Annotated in this window: 15 protein-coding genes and 1 pseudogene; 6 read left to right on the top strand and 10 right to left on the bottom strand. The window is 72.6% G+C overall.

The features are described 5' to 3' along the window. Nucleotides 1-219 precede the first annotated feature (219 nt). Entirely contained in the window at nt 220-1,431 is a 1,212-nt protein-coding gene (locus AAC944_RS29400) for a cytochrome P450 (protein WP_030612821.1), read from the top strand. Nucleotides 1,432-1,548: 117 nt separating this feature from the next. Beyond that, entirely contained in the window at nt 1,549-1,749 is a 201-nt protein-coding gene (locus AAC944_RS29395) for a ferredoxin (RefSeq protein ID WP_030612824.1), read from the top strand. Nucleotides 1,750-1,765: 16 nt separating this feature from the next. On the opposite strand, the gene AAC944_RS29390 is transcribed toward AAC944_RS29395, so the two are convergent. From AAC944_RS29390 to AAC944_RS29370, 5 genes and pseudogenes are all read right to left on the bottom strand, one after another. Next, nucleotides 1,766-3,589 carry a CocE/NonD family hydrolase gene (locus AAC944_RS29390; protein ID WP_368396498.1) on the bottom strand — a complete coding sequence of 608 codons (1,824 nt, stop codon included), beginning with the start codon at nt 3,587-3,589 and terminating at the stop codon, nt 1,766-1,768. A 146-nt stretch (nt 3,590-3,735) separates the two neighbouring features. Next, complete coding sequence (locus AAC944_RS29385; RefSeq protein WP_030612830.1) at nt 3,736-4,674, bottom strand: S66 peptidase family protein; 939 nt, start codon at nt 4,672-4,674, stop codon at nt 3,736-3,738. Between the two features lie 106 nt (nt 4,675-4,780). Then, a pseudogene (locus AAC944_RS29380) lies at nt 4,781-6,782 on the bottom strand (S9 family peptidase). A 62-nt stretch (nt 6,783-6,844) separates the two neighbouring features. Beyond that, complete coding sequence (locus AAC944_RS29375; protein WP_030612836.1) at nt 6,845-8,257, bottom strand: M20/M25/M40 family metallo-hydrolase; 1,413 nt, start codon at nt 8,255-8,257, stop codon at nt 6,845-6,847. Then, entirely contained in the window at nt 8,250-9,083 is an 834-nt protein-coding gene (locus tag AAC944_RS29370) for a M55 family metallopeptidase (RefSeq protein WP_030612839.1), read from the bottom strand. The genes AAC944_RS29375 and AAC944_RS29370 overlap by 8 nt, the downstream gene beginning before the upstream one ends. A 287-nt stretch (nt 9,084-9,370) precedes the next feature. On the opposite strand from AAC944_RS29370, the gene AAC944_RS29365 reads away from it, so the two are divergent. Next, nucleotides 9,371-10,345: a LuxR C-terminal-related transcriptional regulator gene (locus AAC944_RS29365; protein ID WP_196942931.1), complete on the top strand. Its 975-nt coding sequence runs from the start codon at nt 9,371-9,373 to the stop codon at nt 10,343-10,345. A gap of 22 nt (nt 10,346-10,367) precedes the next feature. On the opposite strand, the gene AAC944_RS29360 is transcribed toward AAC944_RS29365, so the two are convergent. Then, entirely contained in the window at nt 10,368-11,591 is a 1,224-nt protein-coding gene (locus AAC944_RS29360) for an aminotransferase-like domain-containing protein (RefSeq protein WP_051871640.1), read from the bottom strand. Between the two features lie 303 nt (nt 11,592-11,894). Between AAC944_RS29360 and AAC944_RS29355 the strand changes: the two genes are divergently transcribed. Next, complete coding sequence (locus AAC944_RS29355) at nt 11,895-12,326, top strand: protein-tyrosine phosphatase family protein (protein ID WP_030612847.1); 432 nt, start codon at nt 11,895-11,897, stop codon at nt 12,324-12,326. Between the two features lie 3 nt (nt 12,327-12,329). Here AAC944_RS29355 and AAC944_RS29350 read toward each other — a convergent pair whose 3' ends face one another. Next, nucleotides 12,330-12,974 carry a LysE family translocator gene (locus AAC944_RS29350; protein WP_030612850.1) on the bottom strand — a complete coding sequence of 215 codons (645 nt, stop codon included), beginning with the start codon at nt 12,972-12,974 and terminating at the stop codon, nt 12,330-12,332. 122 nt (nt 12,975-13,096) lie between these two features. Between AAC944_RS29350 and AAC944_RS29345 the strand changes: the two genes are divergently transcribed. Beyond that, nucleotides 13,097-13,549 (top strand): Lrp/AsnC family transcriptional regulator, encoded by a 453-nt coding sequence (locus AAC944_RS29345; protein ID WP_030612853.1) that lies wholly within the window; start codon nt 13,097-13,099, stop codon nt 13,547-13,549. A gap of 66 nt (nt 13,550-13,615) precedes the next feature. Here AAC944_RS29345 and AAC944_RS29340 read toward each other — a convergent pair whose 3' ends face one another. The 3 genes from AAC944_RS29340 to AAC944_RS29330 form a co-directional block, all read right to left on the bottom strand. Beyond that, nucleotides 13,616-14,020: a DUF779 domain-containing protein gene (locus tag AAC944_RS29340; protein WP_030612856.1), complete on the bottom strand. Its 405-nt coding sequence runs from the start codon at nt 14,018-14,020 to the stop codon at nt 13,616-13,618. Continuing rightward, on the bottom strand, nt 14,020-15,537 hold the full coding sequence (gene adh, locus AAC944_RS29335; protein WP_030612859.1) for an aldehyde dehydrogenase: 1,518 nt from the start codon (nt 15,535-15,537) through the stop codon (nt 14,020-14,022). Before adh ends, AAC944_RS29340 begins: the two co-directional genes overlap by 1 nt. Before the next feature lie 100 nt (nt 15,538-15,637). Beyond that, entirely contained in the window at nt 15,638-16,894 is a 1,257-nt protein-coding gene (locus AAC944_RS29330) for a GAF domain-containing protein (RefSeq protein WP_030612862.1), read from the bottom strand. Between the two features lie 260 nt (nt 16,895-17,154). On the opposite strand from AAC944_RS29330, the gene AAC944_RS29325 reads away from it, so the two are divergent. Continuing rightward, complete coding sequence (locus tag AAC944_RS29325) at nt 17,155-18,354, top strand: iron-containing alcohol dehydrogenase (protein ID WP_051871641.1); 1,200 nt, start codon at nt 17,155-17,157, stop codon at nt 18,352-18,354.

Genomic DNA, 18,354 nt, shown 5'->3' with positions numbered 1-18,354 from the left:
ACGGGGTCAGTCGGGCACAGCGGTCCCACCCGGCAGGCGCCACACCCCCGCACTCCGCCCCGTACGCCCTGCTCAGCGTCCCTCTAGCAGACACTCCGGAAACTCGTGTCAGTAAGCGACGGCTTGGCCGAACTTGGCGTAGTGATTTCTCCTGACAAGACGTGAAATGAGAAAGGCACAACCGAGTTAGCGCACCGGAGGTACGCCGTGTCGGAAGCCATATCGGAAGCGGTGCCGGGAACCGTCGCGTTCCCGCAGGACCGCACCTGTCCCTACCACCCGCCCACCGCCTACGCGCCCCTGCGCGAGCAGGGGCCGCTCTCCCGTGTCCACCTCTACGACGGACGGGAGGTGTGGGTTGTGACAGGGCACGCCGAGGCACGCGCCCTGCTCACCGACCAGCGGCTGTCGTCCGACCGGCTGAACCCCGACTTCCCGGTCCCCAGCGCCCGGTTCGAAGGGCTGCGCGACGAGGACCGCAAGAGCCGCGCCACGCTCCTCGGGGTGGACGACCCCGAGCACAACGTCCAGCGGCGCATGCTGATCCCCAGCTTCGGCCTGAAGCGGATCGCGGCGATGCGCCCGCGCATCCAGCAGATCGTCGACCGCCTGCTGGACGACATGGCGACTGCCGGGCAGCCGGCCGAGCTGGTCACCGCGTTCGCGCTGCCGGTGCCGTCCATGGTCATCTGCGAGCTCCTCGGTGTCCCGTACGCCGACCACGAGTTCTTCGAGGCCGCGTCGCGGCGGCTGCTGCGCGGGCCGACCGCGGACGACTCGCGTAAGGCCCTGGACGACCTGGAGGCCTACTTCGGCGAACTGATCACCCGGAAGGAGGCCGAACCGGGCGACGGGCTGCTGGACGAGCTGATCGCCGACCGGCTGCGCACCGGCGAGCTGCCGCGCGACGAGCTGGTGGGCATGGCGATGATCCTGCTGATCGCCGGGCACGAGACGACCGCCAACATGATCTCGCTGGGCACGTTCACGCTGCTCCAGCAGCCCGAGAAGCTGGCGGCGCTGCGCGCGGACCCGTCGCTCATGCCGACCGCGGTCGAGGAGCTGCTGCGCTACCTCTCCATCGCGGACGGGATGCTGCGGGTGGCGACCGCGGACATCGAGATCGGCGGGGTGACCGTCAAGGCCGGTGAGGGCGTGGTCCTGTCCACCTCACTGATCAACCGTGACGCCGCGGCGTACGCGTCGCCGGACGAGCTGGACTGGGACCGCTCCGCGCGGCACCACGTCGCGTTCGGTTTCGGCATCCACCAGTGCCTCGGACAGAACCTCGCCCGTGCCGAACTGGAGATCGCGCTGCACTCGCTCTTCGCCCGGTTCCCCGGCCTCCGCCTCGCGGCCCCGGCCGAGGACATCCCGTTCAAGCCCGGCGACACCATCCAGGGCATGGTGGAACTCCCCGTCGCCTGGTAGCAGTTGGTACACCGCTCACCGCACCACGGCCGGCCCCGTCCCCGACACGGCAGCACCTCCCACCGCGCCGGGCCGGCTCCTCCGCAGCAGCCCCCCTACGGACCGAGGGAAGCCACCATGCCGAACCCGTACATCGACATCGACACGAGCGTCTGCATCGGCGCGGGCCAGTGCGCCCTCACCGCGCCCGACACCTTCACGCAGGACGACGACGGCTTCAGCGCGCTGGTGCCGCGCGCCGCCGACGCGCCCGCCGACCCGCTCGTCCACGAGGCGGCCCGGGCCTGCCCGGTGGGCGCGATCACGGTGAAGGACTGACGGGCCCCGCGCCCGGCTACCGCCCCGCCAGCGGGAGTTCGACCGTGCCCGTGTCGTCCGGCGCGCTGACGACGGTCACCGGCTTGACGCCCCGGTTGCCGTAGTACGCCGTGTCGCTCGCCGCGATGACGAACCGCAGGCGGTGGCCGGGCTGGTAGCGGTGCACGACGGCCGGCAGCTCGACGGTGAAGGGACGGGTCACGTCCGGCACCCGCGCGGGCGCCACCAGCCGGTGCACCAGCGTCTTGGACCCGTCCGGCGCGACGTCGTACAGCTTGGCGAAGAGGACCAGCTTGTCGGCGGCGTCACCGGAGTCCTGCACCTTCTCCGTACGCGGTGAGACGACCTCGAGGGTGGCCTTCGGGGCGCCCACCACGTCGACGGGCCCGCCCTCGACCGGCTCCGAGGTCCAGTCCAGGTACGTGCCCCTGATGTCGTACGGAGCGGGGTCCGGCAGACCGAGGAGACCCGCGAGCTGGCTCTCCGAATGACTGGTGGGCAGCAGCCGGTTGCGGTACTCACGGCTGCCGCGCGCCACCTTCGCACGGTCGTCGACGAGCTTGCCGTCGCCGGACAGGTACAGCTTCCAGGAGTCGCCGCTCGCGGGGAAGGCGGCCGACGTGCCGTACGTCTGCCCGGCGGGCATCCAGTCGCGGTAGTAGGCGAACGCGGGCCCCGTGTCGATGCCCTTCCTGTGCTGGAGGTAGCGGTCGAACCAGGCGAGGATGCGCTGCCCGACGTAGCTCGTCTCCAGATTGCCCTCGGCGAGGTTCAGTTCGCCGGACGCCGGGTCGGTCATGCCGCCGCTGTGACCCCAGGACTGCCAGATCATCTTGGTCTCGGTGCCCTGCGCCTTCAGCGTCCGGTACGTGGCCGCCGCCTCGTTGAGGTTGAACAGGCTGTCCGCCTGGCCCTGCACCAGCAGGGTCGGCGCCTTCACGTCCTTCAGGTACGAGACCGGGCTGACGCTGCGCGCGTAGTCGAGCATCCGCTTCGTCCTGTCGGCGGGGTAACGCCCCGAGTCCAGCAGGCGCTTGGTCTCGCAGGCCTTCGCGACGAAGTGCAGACAGCCGGCGCCGCCGAGCCGGGACGGGTCCAGGCTCGGATTGAGCAGCCCCTGCGCCTCGCCGATCAGGAAGAAGCCGTTCGTCCACTGCTTCTTGTAGACACCGGGGACGTCGTTGCTGACGCTGCCCGCGGGCTGGTCGGCGTTGTTGGGGTCCAGCGCGTACGCCAGGTCGTTCCAGGTGATCATCGGCACGAGCGCGTCCACGCGGTCGTCGACGGCCGCGGTGGCCATCTGGATGGCGCCGCCGTACGAGCCGCCGATCATTCCGACGCGCGGGTCGGTGGCCTTCGTCCCGTCCGCGCCTTCTTTGGTGACGTAGTCGACGCGGGTGCCGTCGTCGGCGGTGCGGGTGCCGGCGAGGAAGTCGATGAGCCGGCCGGCGGCCTTGCCGTCGATCGTCGGGTCGTCGAGCGAGATCGGGCAGCCGGACTTCCCGAAGCCGAGGCCCGAGTAGGAGAGCGCGACGTAGCCGCGGGCGGCGAACGCCCGGGCCGTGGCGGCGGTCGAGCCGTCCACCTTGTTGCCGCCGAAGCCGTTGGTGGTCAGGATCGCGGGGGCTGGGTGCGCCGCGTCGACGCCTGCCGGACGGTACAGGTCGGCGTCGACCGTGCAGTCGCGGTCACCGGCCCGCACGGTCAGCTTCACGGCGGTGACGTCGAAGGGGTCGGCGGCCGCTGCCGGGCCGGCGAGCGCGAGCGGGGCCGCCAGGGAGACCGCGGCCAACAGGGCGAGTGATGTACGCAGAACGGGGCGGGACACTGCTCGGTACACGCTGACCTCCACAGGGACACGCCATACCTACCAGTCAGTACGGCGCGCTCATGGTCCGGCATGCGTTTTGAACATGTCAACGGAGTCGACACAACTTCTTACCGGCGCGTCAGCTACGGCCGGTCGCACGGTCGTTGACCGGTTCGTCAGAGCAGCGGCGGCACGTCGAACGTCAGGGTGCCCGCGTCCGCGTCCAGGGTGGCCGGCACGCCCAGCGGCACCGTGAGCGCCGAGTCGCCGTGCCCGAACCCGAACTCCTCGACGACCGGCACCCCGAGCCCGCCCAGCCGGTCCGCCAGCACCGCGCGGATCCGGTCGTACGGACCGCAGCGCGCCCAGGAACCGAGCACGACCCCGGCGACGCCGGCCAGCGTGCCGGAGCGCAGCAACTGGGTCAGCGCCCGGTCGACGGAGTACGGCTGCTCCCCCACGTCCTCCAGCAGCAGGAGGCCGCCGGCCGCGTCCTGGCGGGCGGCCGGGGTGCCCACCTCGCTCGCCAGCAGCGCCAGGCAGCCACCGAAGGTGACGCCGTGCGCCCGCCCGGGGAAGAGCGTGCGCGCCGTGCCGGGTGCCAGGGTCGTCACGGCCGTGTCCCCGGGGGTGAAGAGCGTGCGCCGCAGGTGCTCGCGGGTCGGCTCGTCCTTGAGGAAGACCTCGCCAGCCACCGCGGGGCCGTGCAGCGTCGCCACCCCGGCGCGCAGCGCGAACGCCTCGTGCACCACCGTCACATCGCTGAACCCGATCAGCGGCTTGGGCCGCGCCGCCCGGACCGCCGCCCAGTCCAGCAGGTCGACCATGCGCTGGGCGCCGTACCCGCCGCGCGCCGCGAAGACCGCGGCCGTCCCGGGGTCGCACCAGGCGTCCTGGAGATCACGGGCGCGGCACTCGTCCGGCGCCGCGAGGTGAGGCAGCCCGGGGTGGCCGGTGCCCACATGGGGCGACAGGACCGGGTCGAGGTCCCAGCCGCGCAGGATGTCCAGACCCGCGTCCAGCCGCTCGGGGGCGACCGGGCCGCTGGGCGCGACCACGGCCACCCGGTCCCCGGGGCGCAGCCGCGGCGGCCTGGCCGCGGGACGCACGGTCACCGCGGCCCCTCTCCCGCGCGCCCGCCCCGCGCTCGCCCGGGACCGGTCACATGCCCAGCCACTCGCTCGGCTACGGTCACTTGCCCAGCCACTCGCTCGGCTACGGTCACTTGCCCAGCTCCAGCATCGGCACGTCCGTACGCGCGATGCCGAAGGTCTGCGCGTACAGCGAGAGTTCGGCCTCGACGGCGCGGACGATGGTCTCGTCCCGGCGGAAGCCGTGCCCCTCCCCCTCGAACGTCAGACAGGCGTGCGGGATGCCGCAGCGGGCCACCTCGGCGAGGAACCGCTCGGCCTGCGCGGGCGGGCAGATCACATCGTCCAGGCCCTGGAGCAGCAGGAACGGCACGGAGATCCGGTCGGCCTGGTGCAGCGGCGAACGGTCCCGGTACCGGTCGGGGACCTCGGCCGCGGGGCCGACCAGCGACTCCAGGTACCGCGACTCGAAGTCGTGGGTCTCCCCCGCCGGCCCAGCCCGCCAGGTCCAGCACCGGGTAGCTGATCGTGCCGCAGGCGTAGAGGTCCGTACCGGCCAGCGACGCGGCGGTGGTCCAGCCGCCGGCGCTGCCGCCGCGGACGGCGAGCCGGGAGCGGTCGGCGGTGCCCTCGTCGGCCAGCGCCCGGGCGACCGCGGCGCAGTCCTCGACGTCCACCACGCCCCACTGCTCGCGCAGCCGCTCGCGGTACTCCCTGCCGTACCCCGTCGAGCCGCCGTAGTTGACCTCCGCGACGCCGAAGCCGCGCGAGGTGAAGTAGGCGATCTCCAGGTCCAGGACGAGCGGGGCGTGGCCGGTCGGGCCGCCGTGCGCCCACACCACGAAGGGCGCCGGCTCGCCGTCCGGCGCGGTGTGCGTGGGGCTGTGCGGCGGGTAGACGTGGGCGTGGATCTCCCGGCCGTCCGGGCCGGTGAACGTGCGCTCCTGCGGCTCGGGGTAGTACGCCGGGTCCAGCACGTCGGTGTGCCGGGCCGCTATCACCCGCGCGCGGCCCGTCACCGTGTCCAGTTCCACGATCTCGTACGCGCTGCGCGGGCTCGCGGCGATGCCGATGACCCGGCTGCCGTGCGCGGCGAGCGAGGGCGCCCACTCGGTCCACGGCCCCACCGCGTCGACCAGCTCGCCGCTGACCGGGTCGAGGATGCCCAGCGCGGTGGTGCCGTGGCCGTGGAGCACCGCGACGGTGCCGTCGGCCAGCGGCAGGAACCAGCGGTGGCCGATCTTCCACAGCGGCCCGCCGAACTCCTCCCGTCGCCCCGGACACAGCCGGGTCGCCGAAGCGGCCCCGCCGTCCACCGCGTCGGGATGCATGCGCTGCAGCTCCCACCAGCCGGCGGGGTCGGACACGAACAGCAGTGAACCGTCGGCGGCCCACTCGATCTGCGCGACGGACTCGTCGGTGCCGCCCACGAGGGGCCGGATGCCGGTGAAGCCACCGCCCTCGGTGATCTCCGCGTGCATCACGACCGTGCCGTCCCACGGCATCTGCGGGTGGTCCCAGGCGATCCAGGCGACGCGGCGGCCGTCCGGGGAGAGCCGCGGGCCCGTGACGAAGCGGTGCCGGTCGTCGCTCAGCTCGCGCACGGCCGCGCGGTCCTGCGCCGCCGAGCCGTCCAGCGGCACGGCGGCGATCAGCCGACGCACGTCCGAAGGGCCCTCGCCGGTGAACTCCTCCAGTACGCACCAGACCTCACCGCGGTCCGGCAGCACCACCGGGTCCGCCCACCGCAGGCCGCCGCCCACGGCGGAGAGCGGGGTGAGCGGCCGGGGCTCGCCGCCCCCGTCCGGCGCGTACGCGTACAGCCGCTGGTCGGCGAAGTGGACGAAGACGAGGAGCGGCGCGCCCTGCGCGTCCTGGGCACCGGCCCAGGGCTGGCCGCCGTACTCGATGACCCGGCTGCGGACGTTCCACGGCGGTGGCAGCACCGACTCCTCGGCGCCCTCCGGACGGCGCCGGACCAGCGCGCGGCGGCCGCCCTCCTCGGGCCGCGGCGCGGTCCACCAGACCTCCTCACCCACCACGCCGAGGTACTCCGGACGGCCGTCGTGGGCGGCCACCAGGCGGGCGTCGATGGGTGACGGCCAGGTCCCGTAGGGCGCCGTGGTCACCATGGCGGTGTTCCTCTCAGTCCGTTCGTCTCCGGCAGCGCGCGGCGGGCCGCTCCCGCGCGCGCTCATCCCCTGCTGTGCACCATGAAGTCGTCCAGCACCCGCACCCCGAAGTGCAGCGCCTCCACCGGCACCCGCTCGTCGACGCCGTGGAAGAGCGCCTGGTAGTCGAAGCCCTCGGGCAGCTTCAGCGGCGAGAAGCCGTACCCCCTGATGCCCAGCCGGGAGAACTGCTTGGCGTCCGTGCCGCCCGACATGCAGTACGGCACGACCTTGGCCTGCGGGTCGAAGCGCTCGACCGAGGCCCGCATCGCGGCGTACGTCGGCCCGTCCACCGGGGCCTCCAGTGCCACCTCTCCGTGGTGGAACTCCCACGCCACGTCCGGCCCGGTGAGCCGGTCGAGCGTGGCGCGGAACTCCTCTTCGCCGCCGGGCAGCACCCGCCCGTCCACGAAGGCCGTGGCACTCCCCGGGATGACGTTGACCTTGTAACCGGCGTCCAGCATCGTCGGGTTGGCGCTGTTGCGCACCGTCGGCGCGACCAGGTCGGCGGCCGGCCCGAGGGCGGCCAGCAGCGCGTCGACGTCCCGCGCGAGGGCGTGCGGGTCGGTGGCGTCCAGCCGGGCCTCGACCCCGTGCAGCGCGGCCAGCTCGCTCAGCGCGGCGCGGACGGTGGGGGTGAGCCGCACCGGCCATTCGTGTGCGCCGATGCGGGCGACGGCGGCGGCGAGCCGGCTCACGGCGTTGCTGCGGTTCACCTTGGAGCCGTGGCCCGCCTTGCCGTTCGCGGTGAGCTTCAGCCAGGCCGTGCCGCGCTCCCCCGCCGCGATCGGGTACAGCTGGAGACCGTCGTTCGCGTGGAAGGTGAAGGCGCCGGACTCGCTGATGCCTTCCGTACAGCCCTCGAAGAGGCCGGGGTGCGCGTCGGCGAGGAAGCCGGAGCCGTCCTCGGCGCTGGCCTCCTCGTCGGCGGTGAAGGCGAGCACGATGTCCCGCCGGGGGCGGACCCCGGACCGCGCCCAGGCCCGCACCGCTGCCAGCACCATCGCGTCCATGTTCTTCATGTCGATCGCGCCGCGGCCCCAGACCACGCCGTCCCGGACCTCGCCGGAGAAGGGGTGCACGCTCCAGTCGTGCGGCGCGGCGGGCACCACGTCCAGATGGCCGTGGACCAGCAGCGCGTCGGCGCACCGGTCGGTGCCCTCGATGCGGGCCACCACATTCGTCCGGCCGGGGCTGCGCTCCAGCAGGATGGGCTCGATACCCGCCTCCGCCAGCCGCGCCGCGACGTACTCGGCGGCCGGCCGCTCCCGGCAGTCCCCGCCGCCCCGGTTGGTGGTGTCGATCCGGATCAGCTCCGAGGTGAAGCGGACCACCTCCTCCAGCGCCAGGTCGTCGACGGCACTGTCCGGCCGGGCGGCCGGCGCGGTTCTTTCGCCGTCGATCAGCTCCGCCTCATCGGTCATCTGCTCAGCCATACTGCTCCTCAACGGCGGACGAGACGAGGGTGGTGACCGCTTTGAAGCAGCGGATACCTTCGTACATGGTCGGGCTCTCGTAACGGACGCGGCGGGTGCCGCTGCGCTCCACGCCCGGCACGACCGTGGCGGCGCCCACGAGGTGCTCGGCGTCGAACTCCACCTCGACGGTGAACGGGCCGCGTCGCACGGGCTCGTGCCGCCGCGCCAGCGCCGCCGCTTCCCTGGCCCCCGCCCTGATGTCGGCGGCGGTGCGGGCCGGCGGGCGGCACACCGCCGCGTACCGCGACACGTAGTCCTTGACTGCGATGCCCCGCGCGTCGGGTGCGTACCCCTTCGCGTCGGCGCACGTCCGGTCGTCGCCGGTCACCAGCACCACCGGGACGCCGTACTCGGCGACCACGAGGGAGTTCAGGTAGCCCTCGCTCGCCGGGGTGCCGTCGACCCAGACGCCCGTGATCGAATTGGCGAGGTAGGTGTGCGCCAGCACGCCTTCCGTGCCGGCGCCGGTGTGATAGCCGACGAAGGCTATGCCGTCCACGTCGCCGTGCTGCACGCCCTCGACCATGCTCAGCGACTTGTGCTTCCCGGTCAGCAGCTGCGCCCGCTCGTCCAGCTTCTCCAGGAGCAGATTGCGCATCGTCCAGTGCGCCTCGTTCACGAGCACCTCGTCGGCACCGCCGTCGAAGAACCCGGCGATCGCCGCATTGACGTCGGAGGTGAACAGGTGACGGCAGCGCTCCCACTGGCTCGCCCCCGGCAGCACGTCCGCAGGCCAGGTCACGCCGGTGGCGCCCTCCATGTCCGCAGAGATGAGGATCTTCACCATGCACCAGTCCTATCGCAGGTCACGGGCCTGACGCCGACGACCCCCGCACGGCGCGGGGATCTTCACACCTCGTCACGTTACGCGAGGCGATCCGCCCGGGCCATGCCTGTGGAAAACTCCTGAGGTCCAGTCCACCGAAGAAGCGGGAGGAGCAGTGCCCGGACCCGTCGGCGAGGTCGTGACCTGCGGTGACGATGTCCCCTCTCGGGTCGCGGCGCGCCGCCTCCGCGGCACGCGGGTACCAGAGTGCTGCGGCTTCCCCTTCCCTACCTTGGCGAGCGCCGGTGCTTCCCCATTCACTCCGTCTTTTCCGTTACGTCTCCGCACACGACCGCTGGACCCCGCAGGAGGTCTGCGAGCAGCTCGGCATGACCGCCGACGAGGTGGCAGAGGCCCAGGAGGAGCTGCTGCGCCTCGGTCTGCTGCGGCACTCCGAGGAGCAGCGCACGGCCCCACGGGCGACCGCCCCCGAGGCGGCGCTGCTGCGGCTGCTCGCCGCCGAGGACGAGCTGACCGGCCGGCTCGCGGAGCGGATCCGCGACGTGCACGGGCAGATCAGGGAGTTGCGCGAGGCGTTCCTGCCCCTCCAGCTGGCCCGGGCGGCAGGCCCCGGCCTGGACCTCGTCACCGGGGACGAGCGGATCACCTCGATGCTCAACGACATCGTGGACACGGCCTCGTCCGAAGTCCTCGCCATGCATCCGGGGCGGGTACTGCCCACGGAGGACCTGGACTTCCGCACCCGCCGCTACCGCAAGCTCCTGGAGCGCGGGGTGATCGTACGCAGCATGCACCTGCACCCGATGACCCGGCTCGCGCAGACGACCGCCCACCTGGAGGACCTTCGGGCGGCCGGTGCGCAGGTGCGTCTCGCCACCGCCCTGCCGTTCCGCCTGGTGGTCGTCGACCGGGTGCAGGCGCTGGTACCGGCGCTGCACATGGACGTCCCGGACACCATGATGGTGGTCAGGGGCGAGGAGCTGACATCCCTTCTGACCAAGGTCTTCACGATGTTCTGGGCGACCGCGACGCCGCTGGGGAGCTTCGGTCCGGGCGGCGGAGGCACCGAGCTCACCCCGCAGCACCGTGCCACGCTGCGGCTGCTGGCCGCGGGGCGCAAGGACGAGGCGGTGGCGCGCGAACTCGGCATCTCCCTCCGGACGCTGCGGCGGCTGACGGCCGATCTGATGGCGCGGCTCGGGGCGAAGAGCCGCTTCCAGGCCGGGGTCGAGGCGGTGCTGCAGGGACTGCTCGACTGAGCCGGACCGTACGGGCGGCGGGTCAGCGCGCACCCGAAGGCGCTTCGGCCAGCGCCGCGCCGAAGCGGCGCATCCCCTCGGCGATGCCCTCCGGTGGGTAGCTGCTGAAGGAGAGGCGCAGCGTCGCACGGTCGGGCTCGCCGGGGTAGAAGGCGGCGCCGGGCACGAAGGCCACGTCGTGCCGGAGCGCCGTCCGCAACAGTGCGGCGCTGTCCGTGCCTTCGGGCAGCCGCACCCAGAGGAACATGCCGCCGTCGGGGTCGCTCCAGGTGGTGCCGGGCGGCGTGACCTCGGCGAGGGCCTTCGTCATGGCGTCGCGGCGCGGCAGGTAGGTGTCCCGGAGGGTGCGCACCCGGGCGTCGAGGTCGGTCCCGGCCAGGTAGTGCGCCACCGCGGCCTGGTCGACGGTGGAGGTGTGCAGGTCCGTGGCCTGCTTGGTGATGGTGAGGGCGCGCAGCAGTTCCCCGGGGGCGCGCAGCCAGCCGAGGCGCAGGCCGGGCGCGCCGATCTTGGAGAAGCTGCCCAGGTGGACCGAGTTCTCCTGGCCGCCCGGGTACGCGCTGAGCGGCGGCAGGGCCTCGCCCCGGTAGCGCAGCTCGCCGTAGGGATCGTCCTCCAGGATCCAGAACCCGTGCTCGTGGGCGAGCCCGGCCACCTCGCGGCGCCGTTCGCCGGTCAGGGTGCGGCCGGTCGGGTTGGCGAAGGTCGGCACCAGGTAGAGCAGCGTGGGCCGGTGCCGCTCGACGGCCTCCCGCAGGGCGGCCGGGTCGAGGCCGTCCTCGTCGCTGCGGACCGGCACGACGGTGGCGCCGGCCAGCCGGAAGCACTGGAGTGCGGCGAGGTAGGTGGGCTCCTCGACCAGGACGACGTCACCGGGCTCCAGGAGGGCGGTCGCGACGAGGGAGATGGCCTGCTGGGAGCCGGTGGTCACCAGCAGGTCGTCGGCCGTGGACGGAAGGCCGCGCACGGTCAGCCGGCGGGCGAGCAGGCCGCGCAGTGCCGGATCGCCCTCGGTCGGCGAGTACTGCAGGGCGCGGCGTCCCGTGGCCGGCGAGAGGACGTCGTGGAAGGACCGCCGGAGCCCGTCGAGGTCGAAGAGTTCGGGCGAGGGCAGGCCGCCCGCGAAGGAGATCACCTCGGGCCGGTCGATGAGCGCGAGCAGGTCCCGCACGGGGGAGCTCTGCACGCCGCCCAGCCGGCCCGCCATCGGGCTCTTGGGGGCAGTGGTTCGGGGGATGGTGGTCATACGGTGTCCTCCAGGCACAGTTGCGTCGGCGATGCGGTGAGCACGCAAGGGGTCAGCACGTCCACGCGCAGGGGGGCGGGTGCGGCCGGGTGCCGGCGGTCACCTCGGGCGCGGTCGGCCCGGCCGTCACGAGGTGGCCTGCCAGGTACCGCAGTTCTTCGGGGTGTGCACCACTCTGCCCTGCCGGTACGGCGGTCACCGGCCGGAAGACCGGCAGCGAGGTGCCGTGGCACGGAGCGGCCAATCCGGTACCGGGCGACGGGAACGCGGCCGACGGACGGTGCTCCTCGGTACCGTGATGGTGTGACCGGAACCTGGGAGCACACCGACGCGGGCGTGCTGCGCCTGCCCTCCGGGCGGCTGGTGCGCGGCCGGGGGCTGCGCCGGCCGCTGCCCGCCGGGCCGTCGCCCGCGTACGGCATCTATCTGCTCGGCAAGCGGCCACCGGAGCTGCCCTGGGAGTCCCGGTGGCTGCGCTGGCCGGACTTCTGGCTGCCCAGCGACCGTGCTCAGGCACGTGCGGCGCTCGGTGAGGCGTGGGACCGGGCCGGTGCCGAGCGGGTCGAGGTCGCCTGCGACGGGGGCCGCGGCCGCACGGGCACGGCCCTGGCCTGTCTCGCCGTGCTGGACGGCGTACCGGCGGACCGGGCGGTGGAGTTCGTGCGCCGCCACTACGACCGGCACGCCGTCGAAACGCCGTGGCAGCGGTGGTACGTCCGCCGCTTCGCCGGCTGAGGCTCAGGGGAGCAGCCGCTCCACGAGCAGCAGTGCGCCGATCACGATCATGGCGGCGCCGGAGAGGCGGGTGACCGCGCGGGCGACGACGGGCCGGGCGCGCAGCACGGTGCGGGCCAGTACGCCGACGCCCGTGTAGACCGCGCCGCAGTTGGCCATGTGCACCAGGCCCAGCACGCCGATCTGGGCCGCCAGGGGCCAGCTGCTGCCGCCCGTGTGGGCGGCGGCGAACTGCGGGAGCAGGGCGATGTAGAGCAGCAGCGCCTTGGGGTTGAGGCCGCTGATGCCGGCGCCCTTGAGGATCCGCGCCCCGGGCGCCGCACCGGCCGGCACCTCGGCCGGGTCGGCCGACGCGGGTGCCGCGGGTGCCGCGGGCCGGGCCAGGGTCGTGACCCCGAGCCAGATCAGGTACAGGGCGCCGAGCACCGTCAGGGTGGTGAGCACCGGAGGGTTGTCCGCGACCACGGCTGCCACACCGGCGACGACCACGAGGGTGAGCCCCACGTAGCCGAGCATCAGGCCGCCGACCGCCGGGAGGACGGACCGGTCGCGGAGGCCGGCGGTGATGGCGTACGCCCAGTCCGCGCCCGGCACGAGGACGAGGAGGACGGACACCGCCCAGAAGGCGGCTATGGAACTGGCAGCCATGACGTGGTTCTCGCTGGTTCTCTCTGTGCGGACGGCGGCAGAGAGGGAGATTAGTCGCGAGAGACCGGAAAGTGTTCCCCGACAGTGTCGTCCCGGTAGCCATCTGTGGAAGGATTTTCCCCATGGACGACTTGGACCGGACAATTCTTGCGGAGCTCCAGGAGGACGGCCGGCTCACGGTCACGGAGCTGGCGGCGCGGGTCGGGCTCAGCCTCTCGCCGTGCCACCGCCGGCTGCGTGAGCTGGAGCGCAGCGGCGCGATCCGCGGCTACCGCGCGGTCGTGGACGCCGAGGCGGTCGGGCTGAAGTTCGAGGCGCTGGTCTTCGTGACCATGCGCCAGGAGGACCGCAGCACCGTCTCCGCCTTCGAGGAGGCCGTCGCGGACATCCCTCAGGTGCTGCAGGCGCAGCGCCTCTTCGGCGACCCCGACTACCTGCTGCGCATCGTCAGCACCGACCTGCCGGCCTTCCAGCGGCTCTACGACGAGAAGCTGGCCACGCTCCCGGGCGTGCAGCGGCTCAGCTCCACCCTCGTGATGAAGCACGTGGTGTACGAGCGGCCGCTCCCGGCGTGACCACCGGACGGCCCGGGGCGCGGACGGCTCGACGGCCGCCCGCGCCCCGGGCCGTACCCGAAGGCCTCAACCGGCGGTGTCGGCACCCGTGGGGAGCGGCGGCTCGGCCTCGATGCGGGCCAGTTCCCCGTCGGTGAGCAGCCGGGAGCGGATGAGGAAGCGGACCCCCTCGGGGGCCTCCAGCGAGAAGCCGCTGCCCCTGCCCGGTACGACGTCGACGGTGAGGTGGGTGTGCTGCCAGTAGGCGAACTGGTCGGCGCTCATCCAGAACGGCACGTCCTCGGAGACGTGGCCGAGGAGGACGTCGGCGGCCCCGACCTTGAACTCACCGCGCGGGTAGCACATCGGGGCGCTGCCGTCGCAGCAGCCGCCGGACTGGTGGAACATCACCGGACCGTGCGTCTCCGTCAGCCGGCACACCAGATCCTCGGCGGCCGGCGTCAGTTCGACACGTCGGGTGCGGGTCCCCATCAGAAGAACCCGAGCTTCTTCGCCGAGTAGCTGACCAGCAGGTTCTTGGTCTGCTGATAGTGGTCGAGCATCATCTTGTGGTTCTCCCGGCCGATGCCGGAGTTCTTGTAGCCGCCGAACGCCGCGTGCGCGGGGTAGGCGTGGTAGCAGTTGGTCCACACCCGGCCGGCCTTGATCTCGCGGCCGAGGCGGTAGGCGGTGTTGCCGTCGCGGGTCCACACGCCGGCGCCGAGGCCGTAGAGCGTGTCGTTGGCGATCTTCAGGGCTTCGTCGACCGAGTCGTACGTGGTCACCGAGACGACCGGGCCGAAGATCTCCTCCTGGAAGATCCGCATGTCGTTGGTGCCGCGGAAGATCGTCGGCTCGATGTAGTAACCGCCCTCGTAGCCCTCGACGGTCCGGGAGGCACCGCCCGTGACCAGCTCGGCGCCCTCCTTCTTGCCGATGTCGATGTAGGAGAGGATCTTCTCGAACTGGTCGTTGCTGGCCTGCGCGCCGATCATGGTCGCCGGGTCCAGCGGGCTGCCGCTGGTGATCGCCTTCGTCCGCTCGACGGCGCGGGCCATGAACTCGTCGTAGATCGAGGCGTGGATGAGCGCCCGGGACGGGCAGGTGCACACCTCGCCCTGGTTGAGTGCGAACATCACGAAGCCCTCGACGGCCTTGTCCAGGAAGTCGTCGTCGGCGGCCATGACGTCGGGCAGGAAGATGTTCGGGCTCTTGCCGCCCAGCTCCAGCGTGACGGGGATGATGTTCTCGCTGGCGTACTGCATGATCAGGCGGCCCGTGGTGGTCTCGCCGGTGAACGCGACCTTGGCGATCCGCGGGCTGGACGCCAGCGGCTTGCCGGCCTCCACGCCGAAGCCGTTGACGACGTTGACCACGCCCGGCGGCAGCAGGTCGGCGATCAGGTCGATGAGGACCAGGATGCTGGCCGGGGTCTGCTCGGCGGGCTTGATGACCACGCAGTTGCCGGCCGCCAGCGCGGGAGCGAGCTTCCAGGTGGCCATCAGCAGCGGGAAGTTCCACGGGATGATCTGGCCGACGACGCCGAGCGGCTCGTGGAAGTGGTACGCGACGGTGTCGGCGTCGATCTCGGAGATCGAGCCCTCCTGGCCGCGTACGGCGCCCGCGAAGTAGCGGAAGTGGTCCACGGCCAGCGGCAGGTCGGCGGCCAGCGTCTCGCGGACCGGCTTGCCGTTCTCCCAGGTCTCGGCGACCGCGAGCTTTTCGAGGTGCTCCTCGATGCGATCGGCGATCTTGTTGAGGAGGTTGGCGCGCTCCGTGGTGGAGGTGCGGCTCCACTTCGGCGCGGCCGCGTGCGCGGCGTCCAGCGCGAGCTCGACGTCGGCCGCGGTGGACCGCGCGACCTGCGTGAACGTCCGGCCGTCCACCGGTGAGGGGTTGTCGAAGTACTGGCCCTTCACCGGCGCGACCCAGTCGCCGCCGATGAAATTGTCGTAACGCTGCTCGAAGCTGACGACGCTGCCTTCTGTGCCGGGCTGCGCGTACACCATTGTGGCGCTCCTCGGGAGTACGGGTACGGGGTGCGGCCCACTCTCACCCCGTGAGGTTGGCGAAAGGTTGGCGCGGTGTGTCAGCCGCGCAGCGCGGTGTTCAGTCGCGCAGCGCGGTGCTCAGGCGGCCCGCCGCGAGGGCCCGGCGGGGGTCGCCCGGTGGCAGGACACAGAGCGCGTGCTGGTGGATCTCGGCGTCGTGCGGGGCGCGCGCTCCGTAGTCGAGCGCGTGTTCCGGTACGGCGCTGGCCAGCACCGCCTCGCGCACCGCGACCTCCAGGTGCTCGCGCCAGGCGACGATGCCCGGCGCCTCGGACTGCGGCAGCAGCGGGCCTCTGTACCGGGACAGCGCCCCGTCCAGGTCGCCCGCCGCCAGCGCCCGCAGCACCTCGGCGGCGTCGCAGGCGACGGGCGTGGTCAGCGCGTATCTGCGGGTGGCGACCGCGCCGCCGAGGGCGCGCCGCAGGTGGGACACCTCCGCCTTGAACGTCGAGGCGGTCACCGGGCGTTCGCCGTACAGCGCGTCCCGCAGCCGCTCCGGGGTGTACCCCGCCGGCTCCAGCGCGAGCAGGGTGAGGATCTCCAGCTGGCGGGGGCGCAGCCGCATTCGGGCGCCGCCGCGTACGGCCTCCTCCGTACCGAGACAGGTCAGCCGGACGCCGGACGCGCCGGTCGCCGCCGTACCGCTTCGCCGTCGCTCACCGAGGTCGGCGCGGAGCCGGGTCTCGATGGTGGAGACCAGGGTGCGGACGGTGGACATGGCGAGCGGGTGCGAGCGGTCCCAGGTCGTCGACAGGTCCAGGACACCGAGGATGCGGCCGTCGGGGGCGTGGATCGGGGCGCAGTAGCAGGCCCAGCCGTGCAGCGCGGCGACCAGGTGCTCGGCGGAGAAGACGGCGCTGGGACGGCCGGTGCGCAGCGCGAGGGAGAGGGCGTTGGTGCCCATGGCCTGCTCGTCCCAGCGGCCGCCGGGCGCGAAGTTGACCCGCTCGGCGCGCCGCCGCATGACGCGGCCGCCGCAGGTCCACAGGAGGGTGCCGGACTCGTCCGTGACGCCGGCGACGAATCCGGCGTCGTCGGCGATGCTGTTCAGCTCGTCGGCGAGGTCGTCGACCGGCCGCCGCAGCGGCGACTCCGCCCACCGGGGCCGTACCTCACCGCCGTCGGTGACCGGGGCGCTGCCGACGCCGGGGTCCACCGTATGCAGCGAGCGGACCCAGGACTCGGTCACCTCGCGGCGCAGCGGTGCCTTCCCGTCCACCGCCCGCCGGGCCGTCCGCAGCTCCGGGACCCAGCGGGACCATTCGTTCTCCAGCGCGGCTCTGCGCTGCCGGAGGTCACTCCGCACTGCTGACATGGGCGTTCCCGAACGTTGTCGTCTTCAGCAGGGTCATCGACCTTGTCGTCTCCAGCAGGGTCAACCAATAATCGTCCCCCGGCAGCTTCCGTAGCGCACCTGTCCGACCGGACAGGATCTCCCCGTCCCGGTGGACGGTATTGCGCCCACCCCCGCCGCCTCTAGCGTTGTGCGCATGTGACGAGGGTGTTATTGATCGGTGAACCGTAAAAATACTGCGCTCCGCGCCCGGAGCACAGACCCCCATTCCAGGAGGGTGCATGCCGCTGTCGAACGGCACCGTGACGGCCGGCGGTACGGAAGCGGCCCCCGCACAACTGGCCAAGTTCCATGCGCCCGAGGTCGTGTTCGGGCCCGGTTCGCTGGCGGAGCTGGGCCACTGCGCGCTGCGTATCGGAGGCCGCCGCCCGTTCCTCGTCACGGACCCGGGCCTGATCGAGGCGGGCTGGGTGGACGAGGCGGTCGGTCATCTGCGGCAGGTGGGGCTGCGCCCCGTGGTGTGGCACGCGGTGACGCCGAACCCGAAGGACCACGAGGTGGAGGCCGGTTTCCAGTGCTACGCGGAGAGCGGCAGCGATGTGATCATCGCGCTGGGCGGCGGGTCGTGCATCGACGCGGCGAAGGGCGTGGCGATCCTCGCCAGCAACGGCGGCCGGATCCTGGACTTCGAGGGCGTGGACCTGGTGGGGCTGCCGATCCCGCCGACGGTGATGGTGCCGTCCACGTCCGGTACGGGCGCGGACGTCTCACAGTTCGCGGTGATCACGGACACCGCGGAGCAGGTGAAGATCACGATCATCAGCCGGACGCTGGTGCCGGAGATCTCGCTGATCGATCCGCGGCTGCTGACCACCATGCCGGACTGGCTGAACGCCGCGACCGGCCTGGACGCCCTCACGCACGCCATCGAGTCGTTCGTCTCCCGGGCGCACAATCCGCTCACCGACACCCTCGCGCTGCACGCCGTCCAGCTGATCACCGGCCACCTGGTGGGCACACAGGTACGGCCCAAAGAGGTCAGCCCGCGGCTGGCGATGGCGCAGGGCTCGCTGGAGGCGGGGATGGCCTTCACCAACGCGATCCTGGGCGCGACGCATGCGATGAGCCACCAGGTCGGCGGCCTGCTGGACGCACCGCACGGCGTGGTCAACGGCGTGCTGCTGCCGCATGTGATCCGCTTCAACGCGGCGGCCCGCCCGGACCGCTTCGTCGCGCTGGCGGAAGCGGCCGGACTGCCCACCGACGGGGTACCGCCGGAGGAAGCGGCACTGGCGCTGGCCGAACGGGTCCGGGCGCTCGCGGACGACGTGGGCGTGCCGAAGGGCCTGGCCAGCCTCGGCGTCGCCGAGACCGATCTGCCGCGGCTGGCCAGGACCACGCTCAAGGACGCCTGCCTGGCCACCAATCCGCGGGACGCCGGGGCGCAGGACATCGAGGCGCTCTTCCGCGCGGCGCTGTGA

The sequence above is a fragment of the Streptomyces sclerotialus genome (assembly GCF_040907265.1).
Taxonomy (GTDB): domain Bacteria; phylum Actinomycetota; class Actinomycetes; order Streptomycetales; family Streptomycetaceae; genus Streptomyces; species Streptomyces sclerotialus.
Note: the sequence above shows the minus strand (reverse complement) of the source record. Positions and strands in the feature narration are given on the sequence as shown.

Bases quoted from the DNA above. Each gene is read 5' to 3' on its own strand.
- AAC944_RS29340 (WP_030612856.1), bottom strand. From the start codon at position 14,020: ATGGGGACCCGCACCCGACGTGTCGAACTGACGCCGGCCGCCGAGGAT.
- AAC944_RS29395 (WP_030612824.1), top strand. From the start codon at position 1,549: ATGCCGAACCCGTACATCGACATCGACACGAGCGTCTGCATCGGCGCG.
- AAC944_RS29325 (WP_051871641.1), top strand. From the start codon at position 17,155: ATGCCGCTGTCGAACGGCACCGTGACGGCCGGCGGTACGGAAGCGGCC.
- AAC944_RS29375 (WP_030612836.1), bottom strand. From the start codon at position 8,257: ATGGCTGAGCAGATGACCGATGAGGCGGAGCTGATCGACGGCGAAAGA.
- AAC944_RS29360 (WP_051871640.1), bottom strand. From the start codon at position 11,591: ATGACCACCATCCCCCGAACCACTGCCCCCAAGAGCCCGATGGCGGGC.
- AAC944_RS29330 (WP_030612862.1), bottom strand. From the start codon at position 16,894: ATGTCAGCAGTGCGGAGTGACCTCCGGCAGCGCAGAGCCGCGCTGGAG.
- AAC944_RS29350 (WP_030612850.1), bottom strand. From the start codon at position 12,974: ATGGCTGCCAGTTCCATAGCCGCCTTCTGGGCGGTGTCCGTCCTCCTC.
- AAC944_RS29345 (WP_030612853.1), top strand. From the start codon at position 13,097: ATGGACGACTTGGACCGGACAATTCTTGCGGAGCTCCAGGAGGACGGC.
- adh (WP_030612859.1), bottom strand. From the start codon at position 15,537: ATGGTGTACGCGCAGCCCGGCACAGAAGGCAGCGTCGTCAGCTTCGAG.